This window comes from Nonomuraea terrae, assembly GCF_044465245.1.
GTDB classification, from domain to species: Bacteria; Actinomycetota; Actinomycetes; order Streptosporangiales; family Streptosporangiaceae; genus Nonomuraea; species Nonomuraea terrae.
In genome coordinates, this window is sequence record NZ_JBITLL010000009.1 from 452,134 (window position 1) to 465,647 (window position 13,514).

Sequence of the window (13,514 nt, forward strand, 5' to 3'; positions counted from 1 at the left end):
GCCACGAATCGCTCTGGCAACTGAGCTATGACGCCCTGCTATCACGCCAGCGACGGAGAACATGCTCTGCCACTGCAGCCGATGCGGGAACCCTCACCCGTGTTCCATCTCAGCAAAGGAGCAGCTCCTTCCCCCTCGACACGTACTCAAGGCGCCCTCTGTGACCCCTGATACTGTCCGAGGCCCTCAGTACGCTGTGTGCTCGACAGCCAGCTTGCTGCCACTGGGGCAACCGACGGTAAAACTGTGGCAGCATCGTCCCGAGTGACACACGCCCAGGAGATCACGTGCCCCCTGTCCAGATCGTTGACTTGTTCGCCGGTCCCGGCGGGCTCGACGTCGCAGCGGAGAAGCTCGGTGTCGCAACGGTGGGTGTGGAATGGGACGCCTCAGCCTGTCTGACGCGCCAGGCCGCCGGCCTGGCCACGGTGAAAGATGACGTGCGTCGCTACGGACCTTCCGACTTCCCTGAGGCGGACGTACTCGCGGGAGGACCACCGTGCCAGACCTTCACCGTCGCCGGTGGAGGGGCCGGCCGCAGGGCCCTCGACGAGGTGCTGCACTTCGTCAAGCGTATGGTCGCCCGAGAAAACCAAGAAGAGATCGAACAGGATCTCTCCAGGCTGGAGGACGAGCGAACCGGCTTGGTGCTGGAACCTCTTCGCTGGGCTCTCAAAGCGATCGACGACGAAAACAACACCCCGTATCGGGCGATAATTCTCGAACAGGTCCCGGCGGTACTCCCGGTTTGGGAGGCTTACGCAGCCGCCTTGCAGGACGAGGGCTATTCAGTGGACTGCGGCATACTGTGCACAGAGCAATATGGCGTGCCGCAGACTCGTAGAAGGGCAGTGCTCATCGCTCGCGAGGGCAATGAAGGGGTGACGCTGCCCCGGCCGACGCATCGCCCCTACCGTAAGGGTGTCCCGCGTGACGCCGGAGATCAGACACTTCAGCCATGGAGGACCATGGCCGAGGCACTTGATCGACGATCACCTTTCCTCGTGATCTCGAACTATGGAACCGGCGGGGATCCCAAAGCTCGCGGCCGTCGCGCTTCCTGGGAGCCGTCAGCCACAGTCACCGGGAAGATTTTTCGTAACCGCGTGGTCTCGCTGGACGGCATTGAATTGGAACGCTTCTCACTCGCGGAGGCCGGCCGTCTTCAGACCTTTCCTGTCAACTATCCATGGTCCGGGCGAGATGTAGGACAGCAAATCGGAAACGCCGTCCCCCCTCGTTTGTCCATGCACATCCTCTGCGCTGCGTTTGGCTGGAACCCGCCGGACGACGACATGCTGCAGAGCCTAGAGACGTGGAGCTTCGAGAAGGCTCCAGAGATGGCTGTTCTTGACAGCACAGCCGGGGCCGATGCGGAAGTACATGAAGTGCGGACCGCCCGTTGCAACCGTGCGTGATGACAAACCAGGCGAGCGAACCACCACGAGCGGCAGTCGGTCGGCTTGCCGGCGACATGCGCGGGACGATCTTGCCCGACCAGGCAACCCCTAGGACGTTTGCCCAGCTCAAGACGCCTCAAAGAGACGAAGAGACCTCCACTCCTGAAGGAGAGCGCACACCTGGTGGATTCTCCGATGAGCGGGCCCAGGAGGTGGCACTCCACAGGCGGGCCAAGCGGGACTACCCCAGCCGCCGCCTCTGGCTTGATGATGATTGCTCCCCATCTGCCCCGCCATCCAAGATCGACCAGATGGCAAGACCGAGATCACTACGTACCTTTTTTAAATATGAATGAAGAAGTGATCGAGTCCAGATCCTTCAGATAGACGGTGGGGATGCCCACCGCTTCAATGAGGAGTTCCCTGCCGGGGATCCACCAACTGTAGGCCGTGTACGACGCTTTTCCATCGCAGAAAAGCAGATATTTTCTATACTGCGCTTCCACGTTCCCTACCTTGCGTAGTTCCCGCTCTTCGATAGACCCATCGGCCGATCCACCATCGTCGCAGCCGAAGCGCTCCCGAGCGTCGTCGAGGTTCATGTCGCCGATCTCGAACCAGGGGTAAATCGTAATTGACCGGTCGCATATTTCCTGGCTCATCGGGGTCACACACATAGTTCCGCCCGAGGCACCTCCGTAGACGGAGGTCTTCCAGCGTGCCGGCAGGACGAAAGAGTGCCCTGGTCCCACCTCGACTCTCCGACCTGCGGGTGTATGCGAGGCGCTTGCCGGCTGCGGCGTCCGTACGGCGGGAGCAGGGGACGGATTCCCCGTCTTCACCAGGGCGGTTTCTTCGGACGGCGGAGAAGAGACCGCGGGGGCGTAAGGCTGGGCGGAGACGTCTGTTGAGCCCGACCGTGGCATGTCGAGTGCAAAGGCGGCAGCGGCGATGGCTACCGCCGCGGCCGTGACCGCGCCTCCGGCCACAACGAATGGGATGAGCCTGCGCCGTGGGAGCGGGCTCTCCCGAAAGGACCACGGCGGTTCCTCGTCGAAGGGCATGACCCAGGTCTGGTCCAGGAGCCGGGTGACCTCTTGCACCGCTGTCGTGGCGCTCTCGTCGGATTGACGCCAGATGCGGGTGGCGGCGTCGATGATGCGATCGGCAGAGGGGCGCGCGTCGGGGTTCTTGGCCAGAGCTTGATTGACCAGATGTTGGAGTCCTTCGGGAACGGCACTGCTGTCAGGGGTCTCCGTGAGGATTCGAGAGGCGAGCACTTCTGGTCGGCCGGTGCCGAACGGTGCCCGACCGGTGGCAGCGAACACCACCACGAGCGCCCAGCCATACACATCCGCGGCCGGGCCGACATCGCCGCCCCTGTACTCCTCCGGGCTTATCCAGCCCGGCGAGCCGACCAGCACCCCCGTCCGCGTCACGCTGGTCTCGTCCATCGCCCGCGCGATCCCCATGTCGATCAGACGCGGACCCGTCGGCGACAAGATGACGTTGGAGGGCTTCAGGTCCCGATGGACCACCCCGACCGCGTGCATCGCACGCAGCGCCTCACCCAGACCCGCCGCCAGACCGACGATCTCCTGCTCGGACAGCGGACCGTTCTGCGCCACCCGCTGGGCCAGCGTCGGCCCCGCAACGTACTCCGTGGCCAGCCACGGCCGCTCCGCCCCAGCGTCAGCATCCAGAACCCGCACTGTGCAGAGGCCTTTCACGCGGTGGAGGAGCGCGATCTCGCGTCGGAAGCGGGCGCGGAACTCCGGGTCGTGCGCCAGTTGGCGGTGGATCATTTTGACGGCGGCACGCCGACCGGCGTCGTCGGCACCGGCGAACACCGTCCCCATGCCACCCGCACCCAGTCGGCCCGCCAGCCGGTAGGGTCCTATGCGGTCGGGGTCGTTCTGGAGCAGCGGAGATAGTCCGCCCTCATTGGCTGCCTCAGCCATCATGTCTGCTTCTTTGCGAACTTGAACGAGCGGAGGATGTCTTCCGCCTGGGAGCGTTCTTTCGCAGGTAGCTTGTCGATGACAATGGTCAGCCCGGTGACCGGCAGGATCAGAGTCTCCGATTCGACGGTCGAACCGTCCTCGCAGTAGCTACGGGCCTTGCGGTAGTGGGCTCGGAGGTTGCCGATCTTGTGCAGGCCACTCTTGACGATCTTCCCCTTGCGGGCGGTCTGACCCGGGGCGCAGGGGCCTTTCCCATTGGTGTTGTTCAGCTCGTCGGCGTCTTCCAGCCAGCTCAGGTCCACCTCTTCCCTTTCGCCGCTTCCGGTGGACAACCATGGGTGGACGCTCATGCCGAACTGGTTGCAGTAGAAGTAGTCCGCGTCCTCCTGCCTTTTGGGGCGCAGGCACATGCCTTCGGGGTTGTTGGTGTTGTCCGGGAAGTACAGCCAGTCGGACGGAAGGACGAAAGAGTGCCCTCTGATCATTTTCACCCTCTTTCCCGGGGCGGAGGGTGGGGGTGAGGACGGCGCCTCCTTCGTGGGACTCGCTGCAGCGGAAGGTGGATCAGTTTGAGGCGACGGGGAACCCATGGAAGTCGGAGCGACGGACTTGTCCCCGCGGGCAGCGGCAGGAGCCTGCGATTCGTCTGTCCCGCCGTTAGTGAAAAGCACGGCAGCCGCAGCGATCGTACCGACGGCGCCGAGCACTCCGGCGACCATGGCCCCTCGGGGGCCGCGCCGCTGGGAGGTGGACTCTGGAACGATCCAGTGCGATCGGTCCGCCAAGGGCATCACCCAGGTCCGATCCAGATACCGGGTGACCTTCTCCACCAGCGTGGCGTCGCCCGAAACGTCGTCCACGGTGGATTCACGCCATCCCTGCACCAAGGCGTCCAGGATGTCCTCTGCGGAAGGCCGCTCGGCCGGCTCCTTGGCCAATGACCGCCGGACGAGATCCTCGAGCTGCTCGGGGGTCGCGTCAACGTCGAGAGTGTCGGCAAGGACGCGCATGGCGAGTACTTCGGGTCGGCCGGTGCCGAACGGTGCCCGACCGGTGGCAGCGAACACCACCACGAGCGCCCAGCCATACACATCCGCGGCCGGGCCGACATCGCCGCCCCTGTACTCCTCCGGGCTTATCCAGCCCGGCGAGCCGACCAGCACCCCCGTCCGCGTCACGCTGGTCTCGTCCATCGCCCGCGCGATCCCCATGTCGATCAGACGCGGACCCGTCGGCGACAAGATGACGTTGGAGGGCTTCAGGTCCCGATGGACCACCCCGACCGCGTGCATCGCACGCAGCGCCTCACCCAGACCCGCCGCCAGACCGACGATCTCCTGCTCGGACAGCGGACCGTTCTGCGCCACCCGCTGGGCCAGCGTCGGCCCCGCAACGTACTCCGTGGCCAGCCACGGCCGCTCCGCCTCAGCGTCAGCATCCAGAACCTGAACCATGCAGTGCGCACGTACCCGTCTGAGTAAGTCGATCTCTCGCCTGAAGCGGACGCGGAACTCGGCATCGTGGGCCAGTTCGGCATGAATTACTTTGACGGCGGCACGCCGACCGGCGTCGTCAGCACCGGCGAACACCGTCCCCATTCCACCCGCACCCAGCCTGCCGACGAGGCGATACGGACCCACCACTACCGGGTCATGCAGGTCCAGCGGTGCCAAGCCGTCGTCGGTTCCGTGTGCGCCCGGCGGCACCGGCTGCTGGTGCGGCATGGCCGTCGTCTTGTCGGACAACCAGCCCCTCCATAGATGATCTATACGGCGGGGCAACCTTATAGACCGCTTGTCACGAAACGGCAACTATATGGCCGACAACGATAAATGATCCGCATGCCACTTCTGCGTCGACTGGAGTGACATCCTGCGGAACCGTGCAGGCCCAGGCATCGCGATATAGCGCAGGCTCATTTGGTAGAGCAACCGCCTCCAAAGCGGTCCACTTCAGGTTCGCACCCTGGCCGGCGTGCTGGTGTCACTGGCTTGACTAGATACACTCCCCACAGCGGTTGAGTTCGGGCGGGTGCCGCAAGCGATAATCCTGCCGGAGCACTCTGCTGGACGAGCACCGAAGCGCCCTTGACCAGCGGAAACGTAGGCCAAGGGCTTTTGATGTGTCCGATGGTGTACGGCTGTGAGCAATCGGTTACGGGTGATCGCGCCAAAAACGTGCGCACAGCCAGATCGCATCGCGCCAGCAGCGGATGGGAGAGACACCATGCTCCGGCCGGCGATTGCCGCGCTGTGAAGCTGCGTGCCGCCAGATCAACGACGCGGCCCGTGCCAACATCTCCCCAGCTCAGCGCCGTGACGAGGTGCGCGTTCGACGCCGGCCTTGATCAAACGGCACCGAGCTTCACAGCTGCGTGTACCTGCCTGTGTAGTTTGCCTCATGCCTGGCGAACGGAGCGAGCGCACACTATTCTTCGTCTCCGGTCTCATGCAAATCAGCGATTTCTGCCGAAAGAGGAATGCGTGGCCAGAAGACGTTCGGGGTGTGGGCTAACGTTTATTACACTCCTGGTCGCATATCTCTACCTGGCCTTATTGGTCAACGTCGGTCGGCACCTCGGCCCCTTCTCCGTGCTTGTTACGCTCGTTCTGACCGGTGTGGGTGTCGGCGGGTTCTTCGCCGTGCGAGCACTAAATCGAGCGATGATTCGGCGGGAGCTGGCGGCCCGTAAGTTGGCGGCGGACCGCAACCGCGTTCGGCGTTTGGTGGACATGGTGCTGGACCCGTCCCTGACGGAGGAAGAAGAACTCCTCATCATCGATGGATTCATCCCCGAGCTCCGCTCACAAGGCGTGCCCGATCCCCGAGTCGGGCCGCTGCGTGACCGGCTCGTCGTCGTGAACGATCTGACACCCAAGGCCAGAACGCTGCTGGAGCGCGTCAGGAAGGCCGTGCTCACGGTCCATGGTTCACACGTCAAACGCTTGAACCTGCTGGATGACATAGCTAACGACATCATCCTGCCTCGCGAAATCTGGGAGATCGCCCGTCTGCTGCTCACGCAGAGCCTGTTGATCCAGCGCCAGTCGGAGGCGCGCCGCGGTGTTGTTCTCACTGCTGAACTCGAGGCGGTCCTGGCTCCTCAGAGGGCGGCGCTGCGCCGCTCGATAGAGGCAACAACGCAACGTGTTGCCATCGTCGAGGAGTACGCCCGGAGGGTCCAGGAAGCCGATGCTGCGCTCCGCGCGCAGGAGATGTTGGGGGACAACAGCCACTATCGGGCCCTGCTGGCGCAGACCGATGACGTCGAGGGCATGCGGTACCTGACCCAGCAATCAGTTGCGGCAAGTGAGGTCCTCGCGAAAAGCGTTAGGGACGCAATCGAGGCGGGCCAGACACTCGTTCTTCCTCCTCAATCATCTGAGTGCCAGCCGTAGGGGCCCTGACCGGTATGACCAAGCCCGCTACTGATCCGATGCGGTGCAGGTGCCGCAGATCACTCTCATCGCCACCCCTCGGACAGCGCTCTCACTTCTTTCCTGCGGATCCTACGGCGCGAATGACTCGGGCATGCAGGTGACGCGCAGACCGCAGCGGGGAGGGCGTGCCGCCAGAGTTGTGGGCTGTGCGACCGCGTCGAGGCCACGCTGATCGCATGCGACTCCGCGGAGGTGCTAAGCGAGTGGGCGGAGACCATGTGCGGACCGACCCGAGCTTGGCTAATCACCGCAATCGGCAAGGCCGGACAGAGTCCCCAAAAGACTGCGGTCGATGCTCTGATGCTGCTGTTCCAACGAGAAGCGTTGCGACGGGTCTTGGTAGAGATTCCTGGCCCTCAGGTGGAAAACCTGGAGCAGCCGTGGGCATTTCCTACCTTCATGACCGATTCATGACGGACCGGCTTAAGGCCGGGTTTGCCTGCGGGTGCATTGTAAAAGGCCGTCCCGCCGTTTCCGCTGGTTAACGGATGACTTTCCATACCAGGGCGGCTGCCGGAGAACTAGATTGCTCTCGCGATTGTGCGGCGACATGCACGGGATCTCGCCCTACCAGGTCGCCTCGTTGGCTATTTGCCCAGTTAGAACCACCTAAAACTGGACTAGCCTGCGCTCTCCTACAGCGCGGGCGGTGGTCGAAGCTTGCTCGGCCTAATTAGCTACCCGGAGCTCCTACGGCTCCGCGCAAGCCACTGACCAAAGCGGGGAACTTGTGTTGTGATGCCATTGTGACGGTTGTCTTTGGGCCAAGGTGGGCTGCTCGAGGCCTTCACCCACGGGCTGGCCGCTATCCGTTGTCGGTCGAAGCACCTGTCATGCGAGCCGTCGAAGTGCTAGTTCCCGGCTTGTCGACAGTGACCCGCTATATCCGCTACTACGCCCTATACGCCGCGCTGGCCGCTCACGCCAGCGAACACAGCTTAGACAGCGAGGCATGTCGGCGGCTTCTACGGCGAAGCGAAGTGATCCTTGCCGCGGCGCATCGCGAAGTCTCGGCGGAGGCTCCGCCAGGGCCCGCCCACGGGATCGATCGCGTTCGGACCTTCTATCACGACCATCTAGACGTCGCGCGAAGTGCCTCTGACGGCCAGAGCTCATATTCGCCGAGGCCGTGGGGGTTCTGGGCGCAGTATGGCGGCCCAAGCCTGATCCTAGGCACCGTCTTGCTCGAAGAAGGGGCACTACGACCGGGACGGCACCCTTGCCCGGTCGATGTAAGAAATCTGTTCGAGCCGCTCTTCGCCCACGCCCAAGCCGACTCGTTGCCAGACCAGGATCTGGGTGACCTCAAGGACGTGACCCTGCAATCAGAGCGTCAACCAGAGGTGCCCTGGCTGCGGGATTTGTTCACTGCCTCGTGGATGGGTACTCACGATCCAGGTGCATGGGAGGCCGACGATCGGACCCGGCGAGCCACCCTGCGCGTCCTGGCCAGAGCCGTCGAGCTGCACGGAACCGAGGGTGGCTCCTTTGAGGAGGTCTTGCGATCCGCCGTGGCCTTCGGCGACCAGATCGCGTCGGATCCGGTGCTGTCGTCAATCGAGCAGAGCCAGGGGTGGCGCGGAGTGCTACTGCGCCACTACTCCGTGGGCGCCTGGCGGCGCCTGTGGGCAGCCCTGGTCGCATCGATGGGCAGCGAGGGTGGTGAAGCGGACTTGACCCGCGAAGAACTGCGGGGATGGCTTGCCGATCAAGTTGACGACGTGACCGTCGGAACGGTCCTGGATCAACTGCAGCCCTTGCAGGACGACTCTGGGCATCCAGTACCCCGAGAGCGCCATCTGCTGGATGGTGACCGACGGGCACCGTTCGCCAATATCAAGGTGCTGCTGGCAGGTGCAATGCGAGCTCATGAGCTCACCGGCATCGTCCAGAAGACCTTCCTCGGGCCACACCGGCGCGGCATGGGTGAAATTCTTGATCCCACCTGGGTTTACTTTCTGGCCAAGGACTTTCACCACCGCTCAGCGAAGGATCTCGCGGCGCGGCTGGTGGACGACATGCTCGCCCAGGCAATGCGGGTAGCACGGGCCAAGATGCGTCTCGATCCGGCGACACAGCGTTTGCTCTTGTTCTCCCGAGTGCATGAACGCAACGACCGCTTCTTCAAGACCAGCAACGAGGGAGACAGCGACATCGGCCTGCGCGTCGAGCAGCTCGGAAACTTCGCCGTACAGCTCGGACTCGTGCACGAGGATGGCGATGGCTGGGATGTCACCCCCACGGCCCGCACGGTGCTGGAGCTTAGAGCATGACCACGACGGAGTGGCAGTTCACGTCCCCGCTGTCGTTGCTGAACGACTGGCGTGACCGTGCCGACCAAGCTCCCTTGCACGAGCTGGTGTTACTCGGTTTCACCATGGACTTGCCGTTCCTCGAGCAGATGGCGATTCCGACGGCTCGGGCCCTGGGCGCGCGGATCATCGTGCTGGGCGACGTTGGCCAAGGCCTCTACGACCCCATCGACGTACGCTTGGCCGGAAGCTCCTACCTGCACAGCCTGGCCACCTGTGCCGGCGCCTTCCACCCGAAACTAGCCCTGCTCGTCGGCGAGAACGACGTCTGGATGGCCATCGGCTCCGGCAATCCCACCGTTTCCGGTTGGGGTTCCAACGACGAGCTGTGGACGGTCATCGTCTCGTCCGGTGGCGTGGTCAGTCACACGATCGCCGAGGCTGGAACTTGGCTGCGGCGGTTGGCTGATACGAGCCACTTGTCGATGACGCCCTGGACGGCCGAGTTCTTACGCGAAGTGGCCGCCGACATCGGCGCGCGCCCTTTCGCGGTCACCGACCCGCAAGTGCGGCTGCTGGACAACCTGGATGAAGCGTTCGTCCATCAGCTTTCCGCTGGACCGGTCGACGAGTTGTGCCTGTACGCGCCTTTCATAAGCGGCGAGGCAATCCGAACTCTGATCCACCGTCTTGAGCCCCGACGCACGACTCTGGCGGTGCAGCCGCGCTGGACCAGCTATGACGGCGATGCACTCCTCGATGCCCTGGGCGGTCAAGGCGTGGAGCTGCGGTTTCTGGAAGAGAAGCATCTACGGCACGGCAAGCTGATCCAATGGCGTGTTGGTGAGCAGCTGTACGGGTTGATCGGCAGCCCGAATCTCACGCGCAGCGCTCTTTGCATGGCAACTGCCGAGGGAGGCAACTGCGAGCTAGCCCTCATGGCGCCGCTGCCGGAGAACCTCATGCCCAACGGCGTGGCCCAGCCTCCGGAGGCGATGGCAGGCCGTTCCACCGTGCGTCGTCCCTCTCCATCTCCATCGCTTACTCTGCTGGGCGCATTGGTACACAGCAAGGGTTTGGAGGTCACCCTCGCAAGGCCTCAGCCAGAAGCAACCGTGATTCACAGCTCCCCAGATGGGGCTCCCGGCTCGTGGCAACCCATCGGCGTCATTCCGCCCGGCGAAATCACGTTGGTGCTCACGGTGCCGGAGGCCCCCGGATCCGTCATCCGCGCGGAAAGGACCCTGCCCGACGGCCGAATCATGCAGTCCCCGCCCGTGTTCGCCGTCAGTCCCGCCCGATGTGCACGTCGCATCACCGAAGCCCAGGGGCCACGGCTGCGCCGCGAGAATACCGTCGAGGAAATCTTCACCGATCCCGAACTGGCCCGCAGGTTCAACGCGGATCTGATCCGCCTCGCAGAAATCCTGCCGCACGCCACTCGCACTCATCCGGCGCTTGGGAAAGTTGAAGGCACCACAGTCCGTTCGGCGATTGAGGACCGCTGGACAGCGCACTTGGAGGAGTGCGACCGAGTCTACGGCGCATCATTCACCAGCTTGATTTATGGTCCGATCGCTGCGGCACTCCCGGCTTCCTCACGCCTGTCCCGATGGTCCGCCACCACGAACGTCGTTGATGAGAGCGATGAAGAAGAAAAGCCGCCGGAGAGCTCGTCTGTGCCGAAGATCGCTCCCTCACAGCATGCTGCCTGTCAGCGCTGGGCGGACCGGTGGGTACAGGCCGTGACTCGGCCCGATGAGCTCTCGCCGCTACCGCTGCGCATGCTGATGGCCGGAATCTACGTGAAACTCCTAGCTGCGGGAGTTTGGGACTACTCCAACGACTCCTGGAGGCAGGCCCTAAGCAGATTGACCAAAGCCCTGGTTCCCACGGCCGGCATTGACACTCTCGAAGAGTCAACGGAACGACTGTGTGCTGTCACGGCCGTATGTACAGCTCTCCTGGCTCAGGACTTGTCCCTCACCGGCGGCGGGCCTGACGACCTCCTAGCCGCAAGCGTTTGGGCCAAGGTCAAGCCTCTAATCGCCAAGGCGGATCTCGACCTTGGCGAAGACCTACTCCTGCCGCCTGTTCAACCTCGAGCTCGCGTCGTCTCCCGTAATGAAGTTCAACGGCTCATCAACCTGGCCGCTGATGACGACCCTCTGGCAGAGATGAAGGCCGAGATTGACAGCGCTGGCTGGGAGATCACTGACCACAACGGCCTGTGGGAGATCACCGGAGACTTCACCAACCCCACACCCGTCGCGACCCGAGTGGCAACCACGATAGGCGCAACAGGCAGGCCAGCCGTGGTCCTGGCAAGAACCAGCACAAGATGGACGCTCATCGCGTGGCGGCCACCCGAACTGGTCCTTCTTAGCGACCCAGGACGTGCCTGGCGAACCTATCGCATTACGCCTCCCGCGAGTCCTGCATCACGCTTCGCGTCAGCCGACATCGCCTCCGTTCCCGGGCGAGTCGGCACGCCAGTGCACATGAGCAAGGCACCTCCCGAGTCGGCGCGCCAGGTTTTCGCTGATTGCGGCTTAGATGCGCTTCAGCTGCGTGACTATGCCATCAAGAAACAATCCATGCAATCGAAATAGCATCTGAGCTGCGCATCCGGCAATGATCAAGCCTAAGCCGCCTGGGTTGCGCGGGAGTTCGCCGCATCCGACATGCTGCCCCCTCTCGCCACTTGCTCGGACACGAAAACTCCGGCGCGTATGGAGAGCAGCATGAGGGCTCGATAGGTCACGTCCGACGGTGACCCGCGGCTTGTGGCCCTCTGTCCGAGCGGGCCCTACAGTCCGGGTGCGGGGACATACGCGAGATGATCTTCCAGATGGTACAGAGAGCGTGAAGCATCTGCACAGGTCAGAGCCCACGACCGAGCTGTACAGCCACCACTCTCCTACAGCGGGTGCCGCAGGTTCGTACCACGACGCGGGCGCTCTCTCCACCAGGCACTTTGGCCTCGGACCTGCCGTTTTTCAGCCGCAGGTCTTTTGCTTTCCGGAACCGGGATAGCCTGCCGAGAGCCGTCGGATGCAGTCGTAGGACATTGATCACAGGACATGCGCGGGACGATCTAGGTGTCGTATCCCGAGGTCGAGCAACGTATCAGGGCCCGGCCCGCTGGCCCATCAGGCCACCGAGATGGTGGCCTGGTCTGCCCCGAGTGACGAACTCAGTTGCTTGCGCGCTTCCTGGATGAAGGGTCGTTCTCCCACCCTCCGTCAGATGGTGTGCTGCCCGGACCGCGCCTGACGCTGTTTCTCAGGTCTCCTTGCAAGGGGGCGGAAGCGGCGTATGGAAAAAGATGGGAATGTCTATCTTGTCGCCCACTGTGCGTGGATCCGGTGCTTTGATCGATATTTTGTCGCCCCAGCCGCTGTACCGACTGTCGACGTGAACCGTCATTCCCAGCCACTCCTCGTAGATGGGAGCGTCGTCCGGGATCTCGAAGGCGCTCTCCACCCTGCTGACCAGGTCCTCAGAGGTCAGCGTCAGCGTGTAGGACAGTGTCGTGCTGCCACGCCACGTGCTCGTTACCGAGAGACCGAACCAGGGTGAGACCTTCTTGAGCTCTGCGAACGTGATCGTGCCGGTGACCGTGTCGGCGCTCCGCTTCCCGTTCTTGACCAGAGCGGCCACGGTCGCCGGCTCGGCTGGATTGATGAGCTGCCCGTAGAACCAGAAGCGCTCGTTAACCGAGAATTTCGCTCGGGGGTACCTGTACCAGGTCTTGCCTTTCGGCGTCGCATATCGAGAGAAGCCGCAGAAGTAGCCGATGTCGCCGATCGCGATGACCCGTTCCCGGCTCTGAGGCCGCGGGATCGTCGTGACGTCGAAGGCTTTGACGCCCTTCTTGTCGAACTGGAAGGCACCCTTGCGCTTCTGGGCGTGCCTTTCATCGAGGCCGTCCACGAAGGTGGCCGTTTCGGTGAAGCGCACGCCGTGCCCGGGTGTCAGCTTGGCCTCCAGCGCTCGGACGGGGTCCTTGGACGCCGCATGCGCGGGAATGGCGGCTGCCAGCACAGCACCACAGAGCGCCAGAGTCGTGACCGTTCTTTTCATGATTAGCAATCATGAAGGAAGTGGATCACTGACGGAACAGGGGAATCCTCAGGAAGGGGCGCCCGGACCTCAGGGCAGCCCGTATTTCCTCCTGATGTCCACCGCCTCCTCCTCGGTCACCTGGGCGGGCGTACGGCCCAGCATCGCCTGCAACTCCCCGACGATGCCCTCTCCCGATGCCCGGACGCGGGACCGGAACTGGGCAAACTGTTCACCGAACAGTTTCGCCGTCGGCCCGGTCCAGACGGTTCCGCTCTGGAACTGCCGGTAGGGCTTCTCGATGTCGCTGCTGATCTCCTCGACCATCGGCCCGACCACGCGAAGAGCGTTCTGCAGTGCCTCGCGCAGCGGATTGGCCACCATCGCCGCCAT

General features: G+C 63.5%; 8 protein-coding genes and 1 tRNA gene. 5 read left to right on the forward strand and 4 right to left on the reverse strand.

The features are described from left to right. Nucleotides 1-287: 287 nt before the first annotated feature. A complete protein-coding gene (locus ACIBP6_RS44410; protein WP_397060962.1) occupies nucleotides 288-1,418 on the forward strand; it encodes a DNA cytosine methyltransferase in 1,131 nt (376 codons plus the stop codon). A gap of 311 nt (nucleotides 1,419-1,729) precedes the next feature. Here the strand turns inward: ACIBP6_RS44410 and ACIBP6_RS44415 are convergent, their stop codons facing one another. Beyond that, nucleotides 1,730-3,364, reverse strand: coding sequence for a serine/threonine protein kinase (locus tag ACIBP6_RS44415; RefSeq protein WP_397060964.1), 1,635 nt, complete (start codon nucleotides 3,362-3,364; stop codon nucleotides 1,730-1,732). After that, nucleotides 3,361-5,109, reverse strand: a complete 1,749-nt coding sequence (locus ACIBP6_RS44420) for a serine/threonine protein kinase (RefSeq protein WP_397060966.1) — start codon at nucleotides 5,107-5,109, stop codon at nucleotides 3,361-3,363. The genes ACIBP6_RS44415 and ACIBP6_RS44420 overlap by 4 nt, the downstream gene beginning before the upstream one ends. 162 nt (nucleotides 5,110-5,271) lie before the next feature. On the opposite strand from ACIBP6_RS44420, the gene ACIBP6_RS44425 reads away from it, so the two are divergent. The 4 genes from ACIBP6_RS44425 to ACIBP6_RS44440 all read left to right on the forward strand — a co-directional run bounded on the left by ACIBP6_RS44425 (nucleotide 5,272) and on the right by ACIBP6_RS44440 (nucleotide 11,668). Beyond that, a tRNA-Trp gene (locus ACIBP6_RS44425) sits at nucleotides 5,272-5,341 on the forward strand. Nucleotides 5,342-5,847: 506 nt separating this feature from the next. Continuing rightward, entirely contained in the window at nucleotides 5,848-6,762 is a 915-nt protein-coding gene (locus ACIBP6_RS44430; protein ID WP_397060968.1) for a hypothetical protein, read from the forward strand. Between the two features lie 875 nt (nucleotides 6,763-7,637). Continuing rightward, nucleotides 7,638-9,077 carry a hypothetical protein gene (locus ACIBP6_RS44435; protein WP_397060970.1) on the forward strand — a complete coding sequence of 480 codons (1,440 nt, stop codon included), beginning with the start codon at nucleotides 7,638-7,640 and terminating at the stop codon, nucleotides 9,075-9,077. Further along, nucleotides 9,074-11,668 carry a hypothetical protein gene (locus ACIBP6_RS44440; protein WP_397060972.1) on the forward strand — a complete coding sequence of 865 codons (2,595 nt, stop codon included), beginning with the start codon at nucleotides 9,074-9,076 and terminating at the stop codon, nucleotides 11,666-11,668. The genes ACIBP6_RS44435 and ACIBP6_RS44440 overlap by 4 nt, the downstream gene beginning before the upstream one ends. Nucleotides 11,669-12,341: 673 nt before the next feature. Here ACIBP6_RS44440 and ACIBP6_RS44445 read toward each other — a convergent pair. Next, nucleotides 12,342-13,142: a hypothetical protein gene (locus ACIBP6_RS44445; protein ID WP_397060974.1), complete on the reverse strand. Its 801-nt coding sequence runs from the start codon at nucleotides 13,140-13,142 to the stop codon at nucleotides 12,342-12,344. Nucleotides 13,143-13,211: 69 nt separating this feature from the next. Next, nucleotides 13,212-13,514, reverse strand: a complete 303-nt coding sequence (locus ACIBP6_RS44450; protein WP_397060975.1) for a hypothetical protein — start codon at nucleotides 13,512-13,514, stop codon at nucleotides 13,212-13,214.

Bases quoted from the DNA above. Each gene is read 5' to 3' on its own strand.
- ACIBP6_RS44415 (WP_397060964.1), bottom strand. From the start codon at position 3,364: ATGATGGCTGAGGCAGCCAATGAGGGCGGACTATCTCCGCTGCTCCAG.
- ACIBP6_RS44450 (WP_397060975.1), bottom strand. From the start codon at position 13,514: ATGGCGGCGATGGTGGCCAATCCGCTGCGCGAGGCACTGCAGAACGCT.
- ACIBP6_RS44445 (WP_397060974.1), bottom strand. From the start codon at position 13,142: ATGAAAAGAACGGTCACGACTCTGGCGCTCTGTGGTGCTGTGCTGGCA.
- ACIBP6_RS44440 (WP_397060972.1), top strand. From the start codon at position 9,074: ATGACCACGACGGAGTGGCAGTTCACGTCCCCGCTGTCGTTGCTGAAC.
- ACIBP6_RS44435 (WP_397060970.1), top strand. From the start codon at position 7,638: ATGCGAGCCGTCGAAGTGCTAGTTCCCGGCTTGTCGACAGTGACCCGC.